The sequence below is a fragment of the Nonomuraea sp. PA05 genome, assembly GCF_008086045.1.
GTDB classification, from domain to species: Bacteria; Actinomycetota; Actinomycetes; order Streptosporangiales; family Streptosporangiaceae; genus Nonomuraea; species Nonomuraea monospora.
This window is the reverse complement of record NZ_VSEY01000061.1, coordinates 40,030-60,281: the sequence shown is the minus strand read 5'-3', so window position 1 is coordinate 60,281 and position 20,252 is coordinate 40,030. Positions and strand designations below refer to the sequence as shown.

At 71.5% G+C, this 20,252-nt stretch carries 17 protein-coding genes and 1 tRNA gene; 4 read left to right on the top strand and 14 right to left on the bottom strand.

Annotation, left to right across the window (positions count from 1 at the left end; all coding sequences use genetic code 11):
• The first annotated feature begins 770 nt into the window (after positions 1 to 770).
• Positions 771 to 843, top strand: a tRNA-Ala gene (locus FXF51_RS54560).
• 350 nt (positions 844 to 1,193) lie between these two features.
• Here the strand turns inward: FXF51_RS54560 and FXF51_RS54550 are convergent.
• The 4 genes from FXF51_RS54550 to FXF51_RS54530 all read right to left on the bottom strand — a co-directional run bounded on the left by FXF51_RS54550 (position 1,194) and on the right by FXF51_RS54530 (position 7,810).
• Positions 1,194 to 1,697, bottom strand: coding sequence for a GNAT family N-acetyltransferase (locus FXF51_RS54550; protein WP_222871896.1), 504 nt, complete (start codon positions 1,695 to 1,697; stop codon positions 1,194 to 1,196).
• 168 nt (positions 1,698 to 1,865) lie between these two features.
• Positions 1,866 to 2,213 (bottom strand): hypothetical protein, encoded by a 348-nt coding sequence (locus FXF51_RS54545; RefSeq protein ID WP_148442782.1) that lies wholly within the window; start codon positions 2,211 to 2,213, stop codon positions 1,866 to 1,868.
• A gap of 101 nt (positions 2,214 to 2,314) precedes the next feature.
• Positions 2,315 to 3,349 (bottom strand): glycosyltransferase family 2 protein, encoded by a 1,035-nt coding sequence (locus tag FXF51_RS54540; RefSeq protein WP_222871895.1) that lies wholly within the window; start codon positions 3,347 to 3,349, stop codon positions 2,315 to 2,317.
• Between the two features lie 672 nt (positions 3,350 to 4,021).
• Positions 4,022 to 7,810, bottom strand: a complete 3,789-nt coding sequence (locus FXF51_RS54530; protein ID WP_148442780.1) for a S8 family serine peptidase — start codon at positions 7,808 to 7,810, stop codon at positions 4,022 to 4,024.
• Positions 7,811 to 7,971: 161 nt separating this feature from the next.
• Between FXF51_RS54530 and FXF51_RS54525 the strand changes: the two genes are divergently transcribed.
• Positions 7,972 to 8,391 (top strand): TIGR03667 family PPOX class F420-dependent oxidoreductase, encoded by a 420-nt coding sequence (locus FXF51_RS54525; protein WP_148442779.1) that lies wholly within the window; start codon positions 7,972 to 7,974, stop codon positions 8,389 to 8,391.
• Between the two features lie 61 nt (positions 8,392 to 8,452).
• Here FXF51_RS54525 and FXF51_RS54520 read toward each other — a convergent pair whose 3' ends face one another.
• On the bottom strand, positions 8,453 to 9,370 hold the full coding sequence (locus tag FXF51_RS54520) for a hypothetical protein (protein ID WP_148442778.1): 918 nt from the start codon (positions 9,368 to 9,370) through the stop codon (positions 8,453 to 8,455).
• A gap of 30 nt (positions 9,371 to 9,400) precedes the next feature.
• Entirely contained in the window at positions 9,401 to 10,591 is a 1,191-nt protein-coding gene (locus tag FXF51_RS54515) for a YafY family protein (protein WP_316247682.1), read from the bottom strand.
• Positions 10,592 to 10,636: 45 nt separating this feature from the next.
• Between FXF51_RS54515 and FXF51_RS54510 the strand changes: the two genes are divergently transcribed.
• The gene (locus tag FXF51_RS54510) at positions 10,637 to 11,089 is read left to right on the top strand and encodes a hypothetical protein (RefSeq protein ID WP_148442777.1); all 453 of its coding nucleotides are present in this window, start codon (positions 10,637 to 10,639) and stop codon (positions 11,087 to 11,089) included.
• Positions 11,090 to 11,153: 64 nt separating this feature from the next.
• Here FXF51_RS54510 and FXF51_RS54505 read toward each other — a convergent pair whose 3' ends face one another.
• Positions 11,154 to 11,483 carry a hypothetical protein gene (locus tag FXF51_RS54505; protein WP_148442776.1) on the bottom strand — a complete coding sequence of 110 codons (330 nt, stop codon included), beginning with the start codon at positions 11,481 to 11,483 and terminating at the stop codon, positions 11,154 to 11,156.
• 63 nt (positions 11,484 to 11,546) lie between these two features.
• Here FXF51_RS54505 and FXF51_RS54500 point away from each other — a divergent pair, with 63 nt between their 5' ends.
• Complete coding sequence (locus FXF51_RS54500) at positions 11,547 to 12,323, top strand: SDR family oxidoreductase (protein WP_148442775.1); 777 nt, start codon at positions 11,547 to 11,549, stop codon at positions 12,321 to 12,323.
• Here FXF51_RS54500 and FXF51_RS61480 read toward each other — a convergent pair.
• From FXF51_RS61480 to FXF51_RS54465, 7 genes are all read right to left on the bottom strand, one after another.
• The gene (locus FXF51_RS61480; protein WP_187415080.1) at positions 12,314 to 12,925 is read right to left on the bottom strand and encodes a hypothetical protein; all 612 of its coding nucleotides are present in this window, start codon (positions 12,923 to 12,925) and stop codon (positions 12,314 to 12,316) included. The genes FXF51_RS54500 and FXF51_RS61480 overlap by 10 nt on opposite strands.
• A 39-nt stretch (positions 12,926 to 12,964) precedes the next feature.
• Entirely contained in the window at positions 12,965 to 14,761 is a 1,797-nt protein-coding gene (nhaA, locus tag FXF51_RS54490; protein ID WP_148442774.1) for a Na+/H+ antiporter NhaA, read from the bottom strand.
• A 65-nt stretch (positions 14,762 to 14,826) separates the two neighbouring features.
• Complete coding sequence (locus FXF51_RS54485) at positions 14,827 to 15,507, bottom strand: GAP family protein (RefSeq protein ID WP_148442773.1); 681 nt, start codon at positions 15,505 to 15,507, stop codon at positions 14,827 to 14,829.
• Positions 15,508 to 15,653: 146 nt separating this feature from the next.
• The gene (locus tag FXF51_RS54480; protein ID WP_148442772.1) at positions 15,654 to 17,024 is read right to left on the bottom strand and encodes a Dyp-type peroxidase; all 1,371 of its coding nucleotides are present in this window, start codon (positions 17,022 to 17,024) and stop codon (positions 15,654 to 15,656) included.
• 158 nt (positions 17,025 to 17,182) lie between these two features.
• Positions 17,183 to 18,202, bottom strand: a complete 1,020-nt coding sequence (locus FXF51_RS63610; RefSeq protein WP_148442771.1) for a lytic polysaccharide monooxygenase — start codon at positions 18,200 to 18,202, stop codon at positions 17,183 to 17,185.
• Positions 18,203 to 18,243: 41 nt separating this feature from the next.
• Positions 18,244 to 19,542, bottom strand: a complete 1,299-nt coding sequence (locus FXF51_RS54470) for a sensor histidine kinase (RefSeq protein ID WP_148442770.1) — start codon at positions 19,540 to 19,542, stop codon at positions 18,244 to 18,246.
• 10 nt (positions 19,543 to 19,552) lie between these two features.
• Positions 19,553 to 20,230 carry a response regulator transcription factor gene (locus tag FXF51_RS54465; RefSeq protein ID WP_148442769.1) on the bottom strand — a complete coding sequence of 226 codons (678 nt, stop codon included), beginning with the start codon at positions 20,228 to 20,230 and terminating at the stop codon, positions 19,553 to 19,555.
• Positions 20,231 to 20,252 lie beyond the last annotated feature (22 nt).

Below are 20,252 nucleotides of genomic sequence, written 5' to 3'. Positions count from 1 at the left end.
CGCGGGGGGGCGGGGGGGCGGGGGGGGGGGGGGGGGGGGCTGGGGGGGCGCGGGGGGGGGGGGGGGGGGGGGGGGGGGGCGGGGGGGGGGGGGGGGGGGGGGGGGGGGGGGGGGGGGGGGGGGGGGGGGGGGGGGGGTGGGGGGGGGGGGGGGGGGGGGGGGTGGGGGGGGGGGGGGGGGGGGGGGGGGGGGGGGGGGGGGGGGGGGGGGGGGTGGGGGGGGGGGGGGGGGGGGTGGGGGGCGGGGGTGCGGTGGCGCGGCGGTGACAGGTGGCGGTCAGGCGGTCCGCTGGTGTGGCGGTCCGGTGATGTGGCGGGTGCGGTGAGACGTTCGGGCGGTTCTGCTGACATTCGGGCGGGTCGGGGTTGTGAGGTGGGGTGCGGTGGTCGGTGCGTGAGGCCCTGATGGGGTTCAGGGGGGTGCGTAGAAGCGAAGGTCGATGGCGGAGGCGGCACGTTCGGTCATGCGCTTGATGAGGCTCTTGCCCGGCAGGTACGGCAACAGCCGCATCATCTGGTTGCGCCGCCAGATCTGTGGAGTTTGAGAGGTTGTTCGCCTCGGGGGCCTATCCGACGCTGGGCAAGGTGGTGGGGCAGCCGGGGCTTGACATGGACCTCGATTCGATCTTCGAGTTCGGAGTGCGGCGGCAGCTCGATGGGCTTGCTGTTCTGGTTCTCAGGGCGCGGGAGGGGCGGCGCGATTAGGTGAATGGGGTCGGATGGCTATATGCTCTCGGAGCGCCGTAACGGGTGGACTCGGAGCGGTGACCAGGGGCTATAGCGCAGTTGGTAGCGCGCCTCCATGGCATGGAGGAGGTCTGGGGTTCGAATCCCCATAGCTCCACAGGCAAGCTCGTCTCATTACGCCTCGATCCTGATACAGGGTCGGGGCGTTTTGCGTTTTTTGCGTTCTGCTGTTGTGCCGGGGGCGTGAGGGTGCCGGGCTCGGGGTGCGGCCGCAGACAGGGTAATGGGGCGCGTGGGCTCGGGTCGCTGCGGCGAGGGGCGGTGTGCGGCTTGGTGAGGGCGTGTCGGTAGGGCTTCTGCAGTGTGCGGCTTGGTTGGGGCGTGTCGGTAGGGCTTGTGCGGTGCGTGGCTTGGTTGGGGCGTGTCGGTAGGGCTTGTGCGGTGCGTGGCTTGGTTGGGGGCGTGGCGGTAGGGCTTCTGCGGTGCGCGGTTGAGCCCGGTGCGTTGCTATGGGTGGTTGTTCAGTGGGTGGGGGTGTTGCCAGAGTTGTTCGCCGTCGTTGAACTGGTCGGTGGGGAGGAGGCCGGCGCGGCGGGCGACGGTGGCGGAGGCTGTGTGGGCCGGGTGGATGTGGGCTTGGATGGTGGGGACGCCGGTGGTGAGGAGCCAGGTGATCAGGGTGCGGGCGGCTTCGGAGGCGTAGCCGTGGCCCTGCCAGGGGGTGCCGATGACCCAGGCGACCTCTGCGCGGTGGCCGTTGTCCGTGATTGTGGCTTGGACGTAGCCGACTGCTTGGGCGTCTGGTTTCTTGCGGAGGATCCAGTTGTGCCAGGTCTGGGTGCCGTCAGGGGAGTGGCCGGTGGATTGGCGGGTGTAGCGGGCGCGTAGTTCGTGCAGGGTGGGGGCGGTGCCTCCTGTGAAGGTGTAGAGGGAAGCTGCGCTGAGGACGTGGACCATCTCGTCGGCGTCGGCTACCGACAGAGGGGTGTAGAGGAGTCGGGTGCTTGCCATCTCGGGGGTGGGCATCGTGTTGTCGCCTGTCTGCGCGTGGTGGTGCGGTTGGGCGCGTTGATGCTATGAGGTGGCTTGTGGGTGGGGATAGGGGGCGGGGGAGGGGAGGGGGAAGGCGGGACATCGCTGGATGGAGTGATGTGTGCTGGTGTCCCGCCTTGGTGGGGATTAGGAGAAGACGGCTGACTTGAGGAGGAGGCGGCTGCTGGCGCGGCCGCCCGGGGGCAGGGAGTAGTAATCGCCCGTGCAGTCGATGCCGGTGAACATCGTGACGGTGGAGTCGGTGTGGTTGATGGGGGAGTGGGCGCTGTCTTCGATGGCGTAGACCTCGGGGATGTTGACGCAGGAGCCGCTCCTGGGGTCCGTCAGGTCAGCGGTGCTCGTGCCGTTGGGGGTCGGGTACGTGTAGATGAACGTGCCGGTGGCTGCGTGGGCGGGGGTGGAGAGCGAGGCCGCCAGGGTCAGGGCCAGGGCCAGGGCTGAGATGGGGGTGGCGGTCCTGCTGCGAGCGGTCATGTTGGAGCACGTCCCTTCCGGGTTGGGTTGGGGTTATCGGGTCATCGGCAACACATCCTATGACTACTTAGAGTGACTGGATAGATGCTTAGAGTTGCTAGTCAGCGGCCCTTTTCGTAGATCACCAGGCCTTGGGAGAGGTGGAGGGGGACCAGGATCAGCTCCACCAGGAGGGCCTTCCAGGCGTAGTAGAGGTTGACGGCCTTGTTCAGGTAGACGAAGGGGAGGTTGAGGAGCACCTGGGTGACGGGGAGGCGGCGGCGTCTGGCTGCGTAGAGGAGGGCGGGGATGGTCAGGAGGAGCTCGCCGGCCGTCCACCAGGCCAGTGTGTGCGGGATCGGCTCGTGGAAGGTCGTTGTGAGGAGTAGGGGGGTTGCCCACCAGAGTGGGGCCACCAGGATCTCCAGGAGGGCGACGATGATCCAGGTGGCGAGCATGGGCTTGCGGGTGAGCAGGCGGGGGAGGTGGAGGCGGACGTTCTGCATGAAGCCCGCCATCCAGCGCCATACCTGCTTGCGGAGGTACGTGAGGGTCTCGGGGTCGGCGGCCCAGGCGACGGCGTCGGAGACGTAGACCGCTCGGCGGCCTGCGAGTTGCTGGCTCCAGGTGAAGTCCATGTCCTCGACGATGGTGCGTTCGGGGAAGCCACCGGATTCGGTGAGGGCTGTGCGTCTGAACATGGAGCAGCAGCCGGAGCAGACCATGGGGCTGTTGGTCAGTTGCTGGATCGGGCGGTGCCAGTGGAAGCCGAAGAGGTACTCGGTTGATCTGCCGCGTTCCCAAGGGGTGCGGGTGAAGCGGGTCTGGACGTTGCCGGAGGCCACCTGGACGGTCGGGTCTTCGAAGGCGGGTTTGAGGTGCTCGATGTAGTCGGGGGCGAGGACTGTGTCGGCGTCCACCGCGAGGATCAGGTCTGTGTCGCAGTGAGGGAGGGCGTGGTTCTGGGCTTTGGCCTTGCTGCCCAGGTTGTGGGGTGGGCGGAGGACTGTGACGCCGTAGGAGGTGGCTATGGCGCCGGTGTGGTCGGTTGAGGCGTCGTCTATGACGATGATCTTGTCTGGGGGGATGGATTGGGACTTTATGGAGCGGAGGGTGGCGGGGAGGCCGAGCTCCTCGTTGTGGGCCGGGATGATCACGGTGACGGTGAGGTGTGTTGATGGTGACGGTGTGGGTGGCTGGTGCGGCATCGGGGGCATCGGTGGAGGTAGGGGCGCGGGGGCCGGGGCGGGCAGGGACGTGGCCGATGCGGGTGCCGGTAGGAAGGCAGCAACTGGTGTGGGGCTGGGCCGTGTGGGCGGCAGAGTGAGCGGCGGCGTAGCGGATGGCATGAGGGTCGGCGTGGCGGATGGCGCGGGAGATGGCATGAGGGTCGAGGTGACGGATGGCGCGGGAGATGGCGTGAAGGTCGGGGTGACGGAGGGCACGGGAGATGGCGTGGCGGATGGCGCGGGGGATGGCGTGAGGGGCGGGGGGACGGGGGGCGGGGGGGGGGGGGTGGGCAGGGGGGTCATCGGCGTCGCCTCTTGAGCTTGACGGCGATCAGGGTCACCAGGCCGACCGTGGCGTAAACGATCAGGCTGAAACCGAGTGTGGGCGGGCCTCCGGGCATCCTCTGACTCCTTCAGGGTGGTGGCGGTGTGATGTGGGTTTGAGGATGCTCTGCGGGGGTGGGGTGGCGAGGCGCCGAATGGGGTTCTGTGGATAGGGGCGGGGCTGCCTGGGCTGTCCTGTGGACGGAGGGCTGGGGCGCGTCGCAAAAGGGGCCGAGGGGGCACAGATGCCCTCTCGGCCCTCGTTGATTCAGGTGGTCAGCGCAGGCCGTACGCCCGGTCGATGGTCTGGGTGGTCGATCCGCCGGCCCCGTCCCAGGCGGTGACCCGCAGCGACACGTACCCGCTGGTCTGCGCGAGCGCCGGATGGCTCATGTCCACCCGGAACCGGCCGTCGCCACGCTTCACCACGCGGGAGGCCGCGTGCCAGGCGCCTCCGTCGTTGACCGAGTACTCCACCCGCACCCGCTTCACGTCAGAAGCCCGCCGCACCTCCGAGTGGGGTCCGGCCTGGAGCTCGAAGGTGAAGGGGCGGCCGGCCGCCGCCCGGTTGAGGAGGTCGAGCGGGAGGTCGTACGTGATCTGGATGGCCGGCTGGAACGCGCAGGTCGTCCCGAACGTGCAGGTGTAGCCGCGAGGCAGGGTCCGGGACGGCGGTGTGGAGGTGAAGGAGGCGGTCGTGGTCACCTTGGGCGAGAGGGGGCGGCCGCTGACGTCGACCGTCTCCAGCCGGTACGGTGCCGTCCCGTCCGGAACCACGAACGAACGGGGGTAGCGGCCCTTGACGGGCAGCTCCTGGTCGGCGACGAACAGGCGCGGGGTGGATCTGCCCACGCCCAGGTCGCTGTAGTGGCGCGGGTCGGAGTCGCGCCAGCCTTCAGCCGGTACGAAGCGGTCCCCGTCCCGGCACAGGGTGCACGGCAGGTCCACCGGATGACCGGACGGCACGTCGGCGGCGCCCGGCACCAGCGGGGCCTTGAACCACTCCTCGGAGACCCGCCGGTCGCGGCGGGTGAAGCGGTCGGCGGAGTGCAGGTCCAGGCCGTTGTTCGAGATCGTGCGGGACCACAGCACGTCGTCGGAGGCCGGGCCGTAGTACTCGGTGCGGGTGGCGGGCATGGTGACCGGGCCGCCGTAGGTGAGGCGGCCGGGCTCCTCGCCGGTGGTGCTTTCGCCGTATTCCCAGCCGCTCTGGGCGGCGGTGTCCGCGTGGTAGGCGGCGTTGACCCGGACGAGGTCCTTCAGGTCCACCCGGGTGGGGCGGGAAGGGACCTTGCCGCGGGTGTCGAAGCGCAGGTGGTAGACCACCTCGGGCCCCGTGTACGGCTCCAGGCGGATGGAGAGCGGCCCCCGGGCGAGGGCGGCGCTGAGGGCGCGGCCCTCGGCGGCGGTCAGGCCGAGGCGGTGGGAGCCGCCGGCGGGCACGCGGGCCAGGCCGCCGTCCACGTCGAAGTAGGAGACGATGCCCGCGGCGCCGCCCAGGTACGCGTGCAGCGCCGCGTCGTCCATGGCGACGGCGGCCGTCACGTACGGCCGGTCGGCGCCCTCGACCGGGATCCCGGCCAGGACGAGCTTGCCCTTGACGTCTGCGTTCTGGAAGTCCTCCGCCCGCCCCCGGCCCACCGACACGAGGGGCAGCGTGGTGGTCTCGGTGAGCTTCCGCATGGACTCCATGTCGTACGCAGGACGCAGCCGCAGGTCACCGGCCGTGACGGACGACAGGACCGGAGGCTCCAGGTTCCACTGCTGGGACAGGCGGACCTTGCCCGCCTTCACGGAGGAGACCGGTGTGACATACACGTCGTGTCCGCCGCCGACCGCGCCTCCGTAGATCGAGACCGGCTGCGTGCGATCGTCGAACGTGCGCACGTAGTAGGCACTCCCGCCGCCGTCCGCCGGCACGGGGAGGCCGGGTCTGAGCCGGACGGTGTCGCGGGCGTCCAGGGTGACCGTCTCGTCCCCGCCCAGGGTGACGGTCTTGATGACCCAGCTGTTGCGGTTGGCCAGGCGGTTCTCCGGGAGGATGCCGATGACCTCGTAGTCGCCGGCGGGCAGGAGGAACTCGCCGGTGCCCGCCCAGTCGGTGCGCAGGTAGTAGTAGCCGTACGGGTTGAACGGGTCCTCGGGGCTGTTGCCGCGCTTGAGCGGGATCGCGTACACGATGGGCTCGGACTGGTAGCCGGGGAAGAACTCCTTGGTCCCGTACGAGTTGACCAGCTGCACGCCGAGCCGGTGCGCGGCCGGACCGGTGTAGTAGCTGAACGGCGTCACCACGCGGGTCTCGCCGGCGGTGGCCGTCACCCAGCCGCCGTACGCGCCCACCGCCCCGGCCGACGGATCCACGGTGAGGTCCACGGTGGCGGTGCCGTTCGCGGGGACGGTGACGGTTCGCGTCCCGAGCTCGATCGCGTCGGAGGGGGCGGGGCTGCCGCTCCAGCCGCGCGTGGTGAGGGAGACGTCCAGGGTGACGGGGGCTGCGCCGGTGTTGCGGTAGGTGACCTGGCGGGTCGCCGGGTCCTCGGCCAGCACGCGGAAGTCGACGGAGGAGGTGGCGAAGAGCGTCTGGGTGACCGCGCGGGCCACGTCCACGCGCCCGCTGCCCTGCTCGAACCAGGTGTGCGCGTCGTTGCGGACGGCGGTCGAGGTGAGCGCGTCACGCAGCTCGGACGCCCGCCACTCCGGATGCTGCTGCGCCAGGATCGCCGCGGCCCCCGCCACGTGCGGCGTCGCCATCGATGTGCCGCTGAACGTCGTGTGCAGGTCGTCGCCGGGGACGCCGGGCAGCGACGACTCGGCCGAGCGGGCGGCCACGATGTCGACGCCGGGGGCGACGAGGTTCGGCTTGACGGCGGCGTCGTCCAGGCGCGGGCCGCGGCTGGAGAAGCCGGCCAGTTCCGTGCCCGTCACCTTGTCCACGGCGCCGACGGCCAGCGCCTCGTCCGCCGCCGCGGGGACGCTGACGGTGAGCGGGTCGTACTCGTTGCCCGCCGCGGTCACGAACAGCGTCCCGTGCTTCCTGGTCAGCTCGTTCAGCGCCTGGCTCATCGGGTCGGTGCCGTTGCCGCAGCAGGTGCCGAGGCTCATGTTCACCACGTCGGCGCCCTGCTCGGCGGCCCACTCCATGCCCGCGATGGCCCAGGACCAGTCGCCGTTGCCGCTGTCGTCGAGCACCTTGCCGACCAGCAGTGACGCCGCCGGGGCGACGCCCTTGTAGGTGCCGCCCGCGCCGGCGAGCGTGGCGGCGACGTGCGTGCCGTGCCCCTTCTTGTCGGCGATGCCGGCGGCGGTGGTGAAGTTCTGGGTGGCGAGGATGCGGCCGGTGAAGTCGGGGTGGTTGACGTCGATGCCGGTGTCGAGCACGGCGACCTTGACGCCCTTACCGTCGAACCCGCGCTCCCAGCCGGTGGGCGCGCCGATGAGCGGCACGCTCTGGTCAAGGGACACGCGCGTCTTGCGGTCCAGCCAGATCTTGCCGGTGCCGCTCGCCGACCGGCTGTTCATGCTCTCGTCGGTACGCAGCCCCGCCCAGAACGTTCCCGCCTGACCCGCGGGAACGGTCATCGCGGCGCCGTTGACGCTGGGGAGCGCGCGCACGTTCTCGGCGGCGGGCAGCGGCTTGGCCGCCCTGGCCGCTCCCGAGCCGGTGACGAGGAGGGGGATGGCGGTGGTGCGCTGGTCGCGGGCCAGGGTTTCGACGTCGAAGAGCTCCTCGTCGAGCGTGCCCGCCGCGACCAGGCCGGCGGCGTCGGACGGCATGACCAGGTAGCCGCCGTCCTGGCTGGGCAGCGTGGCGAACGTGACCTCGGCCCCGTCCGGCCTGGGTGCCGGTTTCACGGCGATGGAGGGGATTTCGCCGTTCTTCTTGCTGGGGGTGTACTCGACGATGTCGCCCGTGATGAGGGTGAGGGCGGTGGCCTGCGGCTGGGTCTCGGCCGCCGGTTCCGGGGGTGGGGCCGCCTGCGTCGGTGGCGGGGTGACGGCGGTGGCCGTGAGGACGAGCGTCAGGCCGGATAAGGCCGTGGCCAGCCGTGAGGGTAAAGAGGTCACCAGGGGCCCTTTCGGTCGGGAGGAACGCCTATTTCGGGAGCGCTCCCAATTCTTCCGAATGGGCTTATTTCCGGAACATGATCAAGCTAATCGCCGGAGCCGGGTTGATCGCTGATCAGGGGGGAAGCGGGTACGGGGTGCGATCGGCGATCGGAGGGGTGATGACCGGAGTGATTCCCGACAGCGCGTTCGGTGAGCGGGTGCGTGAGCGGCTGGTGGAGGAGCGGGTGATCTGGCTGACCACCGTCGGCGCCGACGGCACGCCGCAGCCCAACCCCGTGTGGTTCCTGTGGGAGGGCGGGGACAGTCTGCTGATCTACAACCGGGCCAACGCGCGGCGGCTCGCCCATCTGCGCCGGGGGCCGCAGGTGTCGCTGCACTTCAACACCGATGGGGGTGGTGGGGACGTGGTGGTGTTCAAGGGGGAGGCGGAGATTCTCGAAGGGCATCTGCTGGCGGGTGGGGTGCCTGGGTATATCGGGAAATATCGGGATCGGATCGCGGGCTGGGGTGTGGAGAACTTCGAGCAGGACTATCCGATCGCGATGCGGGTGCGGCTCGTGTCTCTGCGGGGGTTCTGAGCTCAGGAACTGCGCGCCGCACTTGGCTCCGGGGGTGCCTATGGCTTTGCGAGGGGCGCGCCTATTCGCGGGGCTCTCTGCTTCGGGACGGGCGCGTGGGTGGCTCGTCCTTCTGTGAGGGTGAGGGCCTGGCGAACGCCTCCGTCAGGGACTGCCACCACCGTTCCCGGTGCGTGGCCCGGAGCAGGCGGTTGTGCAGCGCGTGCAGCGCCTTCGTGTTGTGCGTGTTCACGTGCAACTCCTCCGCCTCCGCCAGGTGTCGCAGCGGACGTCCGTGGCAGGTGGAGCAGCCGCACGTCCCCTCCCGCAGCCGCTCGACCGGCACGAACTCCAGCCGCTCCACCACGAACGCGCTGCGCGCCCCACCGCGCCGCCACCCGCCCCGCACCTCGTGCGGCTCGGGATAGAGGTGCCGCAGCACCTCGCGTACGCCGATCGCGGCCCACGAGGCCCCGTACGCCAGCGCCCCCAGCGCGGCGACCCCGGCCGACAGCAGCGGCAGCGGGATCGGCGGGTACGGCGGCCCGTCCTCGACGACCAGCGCCACCGGTGAGCCGTAGTCGGCGACCGTGCGGAGCAGCGTGCCGCGATCGCCGATCACCCAGCGCGCGTGCACGGGCAGGACGGCGACGGCGCCATCCCATTGGAGGGCCTGTTCGAGGATGGTGTGCAGGGCTTCGTGGTCCCCTTCGCCGATATATCCGGAATCGGTGAGCGGGGCCGTCGCGCCCGCCTCCACCTGATCCGCGATCCAGTCGGCCGACAGCCGCGCCGTGCCGCGCACCCGGGCGGACCCGGCGTAGCGGCGGCGGTCGGCGAGCAGCGGCCCGTCGTAGCCGGCGCGGCGGACCATGCGGACCGCGTCGTGGCCGGCCTGGCCGGTGAAGACCAGGCCGGAGCCGGGGTGCCCGGCCAGCGTCGCCGCGTCGTAGACGTCTCGGACGCTGACCTGGACCAGCAGGCGCTCGTGGAGGTCCATGGCGCGCGCATCCTGGGGGCGAGGGGAGTCTTATCCCGAAATATCCCCATAAATCGTGGGTGGTCCCGCCTGGGAGCGGCGGTCCAGGTCGTCGGTCTGGTGAGAGTGGCGGTCCAGGTCATCGGCTCGGGGAGGATCGGAGTCCACGTCGTCCGCGCGGTGGGAAGGGGGGTTCAGGTCGTCCGCGCGGTGGGAAGGGGGGTTCAGGTCGTCCGCGCGGTGGTGGGAAGGGCGGTCCGGGTCGTTCGCGCGGCGGTAGCGGCGGGCCAGTTCGTCCGCCGTCTCCGCCAGCCGCTCGCGCAGCGCGGCGGGCGCCAGCACCTCCGCGTCCGTGCCCAGCCTGAGGAACTCCCCGACGGCGTGCTCGATCGACTCGATCGGCACCGTGACCCGCGTCCACCCCCCCTCGTCGGGCGGCTGCGCGCTCTGCCTGGCCGCCGCCACCACCCCGGGCGTCATGAGGTCGGCCAGCCGCTCCACGCCGCGCGGCGACAGCCGCACCACGGCCTCGCCCCATCGCAGCCTGGCCTCGAACTCCGCCAGGTGCCCCGCCCAGTAGCCCCCCAGGTCGAAGCCCTCCGGCCGGACGAACCTCTCCGCGAGCGGCTGCAGGTCGAGGATCTGCGAGACGCGGTACGTGCGCACGTCGCGCCCAGCCCCGGCCACGAGGTACCACCGCCCCGCCTTGACGACCAGCCCGTACGGCTCCAGCCGCCGCTCCACCTCCTGCGGCTCCTTCCACCGCCGGTACCTGATCTGGATGCGCCGCTCGTTCCACACGGCGTCGGCCACGGCGGCCAGGTAGGTCGTCGGATCGGGATCGCGGTACCAGGTGGGCGCGTCGAGCAGGAACCGTTCCTGGATGCGGCCCGCGCGGTCGCGCAGCTCGACCGGGAGGGCGGCCATCAGCTTGAGCTGCGCCGCCGCCACCACGGTGCCCAGCCCCAGCTCGGCCGCCGGGCCGGGCAGGCCCGCCAGGAACAGGGACTCCGCCTCGTCCGCCGTCAGCCCGGTCAGCCGGGTGCGGTAGCCGTCGAGGAGCTGGTAGCCGCCCTTCGGGCCCGCGTCGCCGTAGAGCGGGATGCCGGCGCCGTGCAGGGACTCGACGTCGCGGTAGATCGTGCGTACCGAGACTTCCAGCCGCTCCGCGAGCTCCTGCGCGGTCATCCGGCCGCGCGTCTGCAGCAGCAGGAGGATGGAGACGAGACGGGAAGCGCGCACAACACTGACACTACCTGTCAGTGACCCTGCCCTACGTTTGGCCGCATGAACGACTTCGACTTCCTCGCCGGCCACTGGAACGTGGTCAACCGCCGCCTCGTCAAGCCGCTGTCCGGCAGCGACGAATGGGACGAGTTCCCCGGCCGGACCGTCGCCACCCGGCACTTCGGAGGCGCGGCCAGTTTCGACGAGATCGAGTTCCCCACCAAAGGGTCCAACGGGCTGACGCTGCGCATGTACGACCCGGAGACGCGGCAGTGGTCCATCTACTGGGCCAGCAGCGCCAGCGGGCGGCTCGACACCAGGCCGATGGTGGGCGCGTTCGAGGGCGATAGGGGCGTCTTCTACGGCGAGGAGACGCATGAGGGCAGGCCGGTGCGCTGCCGGTTCCTCTGGACGAGAGCCGGCGCCGGCGCCGCGCGCTGGGAGCAGGCGTTCTCCGCGGACGACGGGCGGACCTGGGAGACGAACTGGACGATGGACTTCAGCCGAGCGTGACCGCCGTGACGGGAGCGCCGAGGGTGGACTTCAGCCGCCCTGACGGGAGCGCTGACGGTGGACTTCAGCCGAGCGTGACCGTCGAGGTGGGAAGCGCCCGGGCCTCCGTGCCGGAGCGCAGCCAGAAGACCGCCGCCACGGCCACGGCCGCGATGAGCAGCACCAGGCCACCGACCACGATCACCCACCACCAGCCGGACCGCACCGGCTTGGCCTCGTAGAGCTGCACGTCGGGCAGCATGTCGGGGGTGTACTCAAGCCGCCGCGTGCTGGGCGCGTCGGGCGGCCCCTGCTCGTCGGGCTGCGCGGGGTGGGGGTAGCGGTGCCGGATCGTCTGGTTGGGGTCGGGATCCTGCGGGCCGGGCTGCTCTCGCGTCATGGTCCCCTCGGACACGCTGCGGATTATCGGGATACGCCAACATTGTCACACTTACCCGGGCTGTCCCGTCCAGCTTCCATGACAGCAGTACTTGTTACGGGCGGCAGCGGGCGCCTCGGCCGCGCCGTCGTGGAGAAGCTGGTCGAGGCCGGTTACGACGTGCGCGCGACCAGCCGTAAGGCACGGGCCGCGAGCGGCGGCGTGCGGTGGGCGGTCGCGGACCTGACCACCGGGAGCGGCGTGGCGGAGGCCGTGTCGGGGGTGGACGTCGTCCTGCACCTCGCCTCGGCGCCCTACCAGGGCCGCTACACGCGCAAGGTGGAGCTGGACGGCACGTCGGCGCTGCTAGCGGCCGCCCGGAAGGCTGGAGTGCGGCATCTGGTCTACGTCTCGATCGTCGGCGTGGACCGGGTGCCGTGGGGCTACTTCCGTACGAAGCTGCGGGCCGAGAGCCTGGTCCGGGACGGCGGGGTGCCGTGGACGATCGTCCGGGCCACGCAGTTCCACGAGTTCGTGGAGCTGGGGCTGCGGAGCATGGCCAAGCTCGGCGTCGTGGTCGCCGACCCGGGCGTCACCATGCAGACGGTGGACGTGCGGGACCTGGCCGTGTATCTGGTGGCGGTCGCCGGGCGCGGGCCGTCGGGGGAGGTGGAGGAGTACGGCGGGCCTGGCGTGCTGGCGATGGACGAGGCGGCGCGGAGCTGGCTGCGGGCCAGGGGGCTGCGCAGGCCGGTGCTGCGCCTGCGCCTGCCCGGCGGGTTCGGCCGGGCCGCCCGCGCCGGTCATCTCACCACGAAGGCCCAGCCCGCTGGGAAGATCACCTGGGACGCGTATCTGAGCCGGTCTCAGCCCTGACCGGGCCCCTGACCGTGCCCCTGGCCCTGACCGTAGGGCGGCTGCGGCTGCCAACCGGGCGGCTGCTGCTGCGGACCAGGACCAGGACCAGGAGCAGGAGCAGGGCCAGGGCCAGGGGCAGGGCCAGGGCCAGGGCCAGGCTGCCCCGGCTGACCAGGCTGCCCCGGCTGGGGGCCGGGATGCCACTCGGGCTGGCCGGGCTGTCCGGGTTGCCAGCCAGGCTGGCCGGGCTGGGGTCCGGGCTGCCACTCGGGCTGCCCCTGCCACGCCCCCTGCCCGACCGGCTGCTGCGGCTTCCTGGGCATGACCACCGCCCACACGAGCAACGCGGTCCCGACCGCCTGCAGGATCATCGCGAACGCGTTGACGACGGTGAAGACCGGCTGAGCGTTCAACGGCCCGAGCGTCTCGAACAGGGTCTGCGCGAAGAGGGAGAGCCCGGCGACGGCCAGCCCCGCCAGCAGGAGCAAGACGCACCCCACCATGCCCACCACCGAGGCGCGGCCGTGCTCCTTCCTGCGTGCCGCCATGAGCGCGACACCGCCCAGCAGGACGACGAACGTCACGATCAAATCGAGGACGTTGAGGACGACGGAAAGCATCAATCAGCTCCATGGGCTCGGGCGAGCGACTCGACGACGCTACGCGGACTCGCGGATTTCTTCCACCGCGCGAGTGATCGAATCGAGATCGTGGCCACCCTCGTACCGCACGCCGTTCAGGAACAGCGACGGCGTGCCGCGCACGCCGCTGTCGCGGGCGGACGCCTCGTCCACGCCGATCCTGGCGACGTGGCGGGCGACGTCCGACCAGGGGTCGACGTCGAGTTCGGCGGCGTAGTGCTCCAGGTCGGCGTCGGTGAGGAAGCGCTGGTTGTCGTAGAGGATGTCGTGCATCTCCCAGAACCTGCCCCGGTCGGCGGCGGCCTCGGCGACGGTCGCGGCGGCGGCGGCGCGCGGGTGCAGGGTGCGCAGCGGGTAGTGGCGGAAGACCAGCCGCACGTCGGGGTTCTTCCTGAGGATCTCCTCCAGGATCGGGTGCAGCCGCCCGCAGTAGGGGCACTCGAAGTCGCCGTACTCGACGATCGTGATGCGGGCGTCTGCCGGGCCGCGCACGTGGTCGCCGGGGCCGACGGGGACGGCCAGCGTGGTGGGCAGGTCCTCGGCGGGCTCGGCCTCGGGCGGCGCGCAGACCCCGCCCCGGTCCCACGCCATGCGGAAGATCAGCCAGCCCAGCGCGGCGGACAGCAGCGAGCCCGCCAGGATGCCGATCTTGGCCTGGTCGTGCAGGGCGGGGTCCTCGAAGGCCAGCTCCACGATGAACAGCGCCACCGTGAACCCGATGCCCGACACGGCGGCCCCGCCCAGCAACTGCCCCCACACCAGGTTGCCCGGCAGGACTCCCCAGCCCAGCCGCAGCGGCAGCCAGGTGCCCAGCGAGATCCCGATGAACTTGCCGAGCAGCAGCCCCAGCGCCACGCCGATGGCGACCGGTGAGGTGGCGGCGGCCCGCAGGGTCTCCCCGTCGAGCCGGACACCGGCGTTGGCCAGGGCGAAGACGGGCACGATGACGTAGCTGCTCCACGGGTGCAGCCGCAGTTGCAGACGCTCGTTCACGGAGACGGCCCGCTGGACGCGCAGCGCGGCCTGCCGGGCGGCGCGGGCGCTGGGCTCGCTGGTGAACTCCTGCACGGCCTCCCCGGCGAGCAGCAGCTTGTGGTCGGTGGGCGCGTACACGAAGACGAGGATCCCGAGCGCGATGCCGACCAGCGTCGGGTGGATGCCGCTCTCCAGCGTGGCCACCCACAGCGCGAACCCCAGCACGATGTACGCGGGCGCCCGCCAGATCTTCAGCCACCGCAGCGTCATGATGGCTGCCAGCAGCAGCGCGGCGGTGATCAGGGCGGTCACGGACAGGTTCTCGGTGTAGAAGAGCGCGATGATGATGATCGCGAGGACGTCGTCCACGATGGCCAGCGTCAGCAGGAACGCGCGCAGCGGGTCGGGGCAGCGCGCGCCCACGACGGCGAGCAGGCCCAGCACGAAGGCGGTGTCGGTGGCGATCGGCACACCCCAGCCGCCCGCGCCGGCGCCCCCGTAGTTGAGCAGCAGGTAGACGCCGGCCGGCACGAGCATGCCGCCGAACGCGGCGACGGCGGGCACGGCGATCAGCCGGCGGTCCCTGAGCTGCCCGAGCCGCACCTCGTAGGAGACCTCAAGGCCGATGAGGAAGAAGAAGACGGTCATCAGCCCGTCGTTGACCCAGTGGCGCAGGTCCAGCGAGAACTGGGCGTCACCGAAGGAGATGCCCATCGAGGTGTGCCAGAACGCCTCGTAGGTGTCACCCCACGGCGAGTTCGCCCAGATCAGGGCCAGCGCGGTGGCGGCGAGCAGCACGCTGGTGCCGCCTGCCTCTGTCCTCAGGAATGCGCGCAACATCGTAGATCTCCCCCCGGAGATCTGATCCTAGAGGCGTCGCGAGAGTGCGTTCCCGCCGCACCCGGCTAGAGGAACAGGCGCGCGGCCGCGTCCCTGGCCAGCAGGAACCCGACGATCGCCATCCCCCAGCTCAGCATCGACGACGAGTGCTTGACCAGCCAGACCCGCAGCCGCTCCAGCTTGGGCTCCAGCCGTGCGCCGGCCGCCGCGCGCACGGCCATGAGCGCCAGCGTCGGCAGGATCATGATCAGCACGTACGCCGCCAGCAGCGGCACCCACTGGCCCGCCGCCAGCCCGGAGGTCGTCATCATGCCGATCGCGGCCAGGTACGGCACCATGGTGGCCACCTCGAGCGCCCCGGCGGTCAGCCCGACCATCATCATCGTGCGCGGCCCGCCCATTCGGGGCTCGAAGGTGCGCTCGGGCAGGTTCCGCTTGGCGCGCCACTTGGGGTCGAAGCGCCAGCTCAGCGCGAACAGCCCCACGCCGAGGACGAGTTGCACGATGTACGCGGGCCGGCTGTTGAGCGCGTCGCCGAAGGTGTTCATGGCCGTGGAGAGCCCGAACATCAGCGCCACGCCCACCAGGAAGTAGAAGACCGTCACGGTGGCGAGATAGACGAACAGCCGGGAGGTCCGCGACCGGTCCAGGCTGAGCATCAGATACACGGGGATGCCGAGGGTGCCGAAGCTCGTGCTGTCGAGCACCGCCAGCCCCGCAAGGGCGAGCAGCAACGCGATGGTCATGAGCCCAGGATGCTATCGCCGGCCGATTCTTACCTCCTCCGGCGGGTCGAACCGGATGTACATCCTTCTGCCCACTCAGAGGCTCCGTGCAGGCGGCGCGAGGCCGAGGGAGCGGCTCATCGCCGGCCCCTCGGCCTCGCGGGCTGTCACAGGTTGCGCAGGTAGGCCAGGGACGGCGCGAAGAAGTACTCGCCGCCCTTCATGGTGACCGTCTGGGCGACCTGGGCCTGCGGGTCGGACTTCCCGGGCTTCCCCCACGCCTTGGGGAAGGTCACCTTGAGGTCGCGCTCGCCCTGCCCGATGACCGGGTCGTGCCCGGTCGCCTCGACCTCGAAGTCCGCGTTGTTCGCCCAGCTCTGCTGGGTGAACTCGAACTGGTCGAGCAGGCTGCCGTTGAACGCCATGAACAGCAGCCCGACCTCACCGCTCGGCCGGTTCTCCGGCGGCGAGTCGTCCCACGGCTCGTCGGTGCGCTCGCCGTAGGTCTGGCCGCGCCTGGCCATGAGCACGTTGCGCCCGAACGAGCGCGGGTTGGTCTTCCTGACGTGCCCGGAGAACGGGCACCTGGAGCCGTCGTCGCCGTCGAAGGTGAAGTCGTTGGCCACCGGCCCGCCGCCGGCCTTCGGCTTGAGCGTCAGGGGAGTGCCGTCCTTGAAGCGGCCGACGAGCATCGCGCCCGCCCGCTCCCGGTCCACCCCGCTCAGGCCCAGGCTGTCGGCCAGGTCCCGCTCGATCTCCTTGAACGCCCGCACGTTCTGCTCCAGCTTCCTGAACACCAGGTAGCTGCCGTGGTGGCGGAGGGGGTTCGGCGCGAACGGGTCGGGCACCAGGACGTTGCCCAGCGGGAACGCCGGGTCCCAGAGCTTCCTCGGCTCCCTGTCCACCTCGTCCTTCAGGAACAGCGGCTGGCTGCGGCCGTCCACGTAGCCGAAGTGCTCGATGCCGTCGCCGGCCGGGTTGCGCATGCCCTGCCCCCGCTCCTCGCCGAGCAGCCGGGCGCTCTGCGGCAGCTCGCCCACGATCTCCTCGCGCAGGCGCTCCACCGGCTCCGCCTCCGCGTCGCCGATGAGGATGACGGCGTGGATCTCGCGCTGGTAGACGCGCTCCCACTCCTCCACCGCGGGGTCGTTCACCTCGGCGATCCGCCGCTTCATGCCGTCGCGGAAGACCGGGTCGGCGAACTTGCGCACGTCCTCCACCGAGTGGCCGAGGTCGCGGTAGCCGGCCTTGCTGATGCCGATGCCGACGTACGGGGTGCCGCCGTGGCGGCCGGCGGCGAAGTCCCGCACCTCCTGCAGATGCTTGCGTGCCGACTTCATCTTCGTGGTCGCGACCCAGCGCAGGAACCGCCTGCCCTCGGCCACGTCGTTGAACCGGACGAACAGCACGGACAGGTGCTCACGGACGTGCGCCCGCAGGATGTTCGGCTGCAGGTTGTCGAGCATGCCCTTGGTGTCCGCGTCGAGCGTGGCCGAGTCCCAGGCCAGAGGTAGTTCGTTGTTCAGGTCGACAGGCATTGCCGTGTCCCTTCCCCGTTTCCGATGAAATCGGGCCCCCTGAGCGCGCCACGGCGACCTCGCCCCCCGGCGATCCCCCGTCTTCCGACGCGTCCCATGGGTAGGACTCGCGAGTACGCGAGAAAGTTTCCAGGAAAGGGACAGGCTGTATTTCCCGATCAGCCGACGGTGAGCGAGGTCCTGGCGAGATTCCCGTTCTTGCAGCGCACGGTCACGGCGTAGGTGCCCGCCTTGGCCGCCTTGAGGCTCGGCGACCACGCGACCGTGGGCGTGCCGGGCGCGTTGCGGGCCGGGCTGAAGGCGCCGGAGGTGACGTCGCGCACCTGGGAGCCGCCGCAGACCGCCGTCACCTTCACCGCCGCGCCCGCCGCGGTGGTGGCGGGGGAGACGCCGACGCCCGCGTTGATCGCGGCCAGGGTGGCGGTTCCGTCGGACGGCGGCTTGGTGGCCGTGGTGGTGGGCTTGGGCGTGCTCGTCGTCGGAGTGGGCTTCGGGGTCGCCGTCGGCGTGCCGGTCGGGGTCGGGGCGGGGGACGGGTTGCTCTGCCCGAAGACCACGTCCGAGCAGGAGTAGAACGCCTCAGGGCTGTCGCCGCGCTGCCAGATCGCGTAGATCAGGTGGCGGCCCTGACGGGACGGGAGCTTGGCGGTCATCGTGTAGTAGCCGTCGGCCACCGTCGGGTTCGTCACCGTGTGGAAGGGCGTGGACTCCAGGTCCGACCACTTCAGCGGCTTGGCCGGGTCGTAGCTCTCCTTGGTGATGTACAGCTCGAAGGCGCCCTTGTGCGGGGCGGTCGCCCGGTACTTGAAGGTGTGCGTGGCGCCGCTCGTCATGGTCGTCGCCGGCCAGTCGGCGCGGGCCTGGTCGAAGCCGCGGTACTTGTCGCGGCCCGCGCTGCACAGCTTGCCGTCGGGGATGATCTCGCGGTGCCGGCCCGCGGCGTCGGCGATGTTGACCTCGTTCCAGTCGTACAGGGGCTGGGTGCCGCCGGTCGCCACCGCCTGCTTGCACGCGGCCGACTTGGGGCTCTCCGGGCCCTCGCTGTAGCAGACCATCGTGCGGCTGGGCGGGTTGCTCATGGTGCCGTGGGCGGAGGCGGTGCCGGGGGCGACGGCGAGCACGAGCAGCGTGGGGGCGGCCAGGGTGGTGGCGATGAGGGCCTTGCGGTTGATCTGCATGCGCACCACCTTGGAGCACCGGAAACGCCGAAATATGGCGGTTAAGTGTCCTTTAAGGCTGGCTTAGACACCTTTTCAAGCCGCAACCACACCTGCACCTGAGCCCCGCCCAGCGACGAGCGATCCAACCGCAGCGACCCGCCGGTCGACTCGGCCAGCCGCCGCGCGATGTCCAGCCCGAGCCCCGTGGACCCGCTCCCGCTGGCGCCCCGCTCCAGCGCCGCCTCAGGGTCCGGGATGCCCGGCCCCGCGTCGGCGATCAGGATGCCGACCACGTCGCGGCCCTCGTGCAGCGTGACGCTGAACGCCGTCCCCTCCGCCGTGTGCCGGAACACGTTGCCGAGCAGCGCGTCCACCACCGCCGTCAGCTCACCGGCCGGGACGGGCGCCCGCACCGGCAGCGTGGCCCCGATGAGCTGCCACGGCCGCCCCTGGTCCTCCGCCAGCGCCGACCAGAACGCCAGCCGCTCGCGCAGCACCTGCGCCGCGTCGCACGAGCGGGCCGCCCGCGCCGGGCGCCGGGCCGCCGAGATGATCGTGGTCACCTCGCCCTCCAGCCGGGCCAGCGCCTGCCTGCTGGGCTCCGCCTGCGGGCCGAGCTGGTCGAGGCTGAGCCGCAGCGCGGTCAGCGGCGTGCGCAGCCGGTGCGAGAGGTCGGCGGCCAGCTCCCGCTCCGCCGCCAGGAGATGGGTGACGCGGTTGGCCATCGTGTTGAACGCGTTGGCCGCCGCCTTGAGCTCGGGCGGGCCGTCGGGGTGGATGCGCTCGCTCAGGTCGCCGGAGCCGAGCGCGGTGGCGGCCGTGCCGAGGCGGCGCGCCGCCCGTACGACCCGGGCCCCGAGCCGGTCGCCGACCAGCACCGAGCCGAGCACCAGCACCACGGCCACGCCCGTCAGCACCGCCCAGGAGGACGGCACGCCCCGGTTGAGGTCGGCGGCGGGCACGAACACCTCGATCACCGCGCCCCGGTCGCCGTCCAGCGCCACGGGGCGCAGCAGCACGTACCCGCCGTCCAGCTCGACCGTGCTCGCCCTGGTCTGCGCGGCGGCCCCGGCCACCTGCGCGGCCGGCGCGCGCGACGTGCCGACCGTCGCGCCGCCCTTGACGTGCACGGCCAGCAGGCCGCGCCGCCCCGCCTCGGTACGCGCCATCGCGAGCCCGAGATCGTCGCTCGCCGTGGTCAGGGCGAGCACCGGCACCAGCGCCGCCGCCTGCCGCTCGGCGCCCGCGACCGCCCTGCTCTGCGCGGTCTCCCTGACGATCAGCGCCAGCGGCACCAGGAAGGCCAGCGCCACCATCGAGGTGACGGCGACCATGAGCACCGCGAGGGTCCTCCTCATCGATCCCTGCTCATCTGGGCGCTGACAACATGAACCCGACGCCGCGGACGGTGTGCAGGTAGCGGGGCCTGGAGGCGCTCTCGCCGAGCTTGCGGCGCAGCCACGACAGGTGCACGTCGATCGTCTGGTCATCGCCGTAGGCGAGCTGCCAGACCTCGGCCAGCAGCTCCTTGCGGGTGACCACCCGGTCGGCGCGGGCGGCGAGGTAGGCGAGCAGGTCGAACTCGCGCCTGGTCAGTGCGAGCGGCCCGCCGTCGAGCGCGGCCTCGCGCCGGTCCACGTCCACGAACAGGCCGCCGACCTCGATGCTGCGCGGCGCGGGCGCGGACCTGGCCCGGCGCAGCACCGCGTCCAGGCGGGCGCTGAGATGGTCGCCGGAGAACGGCTTGACCAGGTAGTCGTCGGCGCCCGCCCGCAGCAGCCTGACGATCTCGGCCTCGTCGTCGCGGGCGGTGGCCACGATGACCGGCACGTCGGAGATGCCGCGCACCATGCGCAGCGCCTCGGATCCGTCCAGGTCGGGCAGGCCGAGGTCGAGGATGACGGCGTCGGGAGGGGATTGCGAGATCTCCCTGAGCGCGTCCAGGGCGCATCCGGCGCTGCGGACGGCGTGCCGGCGCCGGCCCAGCTCGTGGATGATCGCCGATCTGACGAATTCGTCGTCTTCGACTACGAGAACCGTCGCCATGGGGCACCACCGTACATAATGC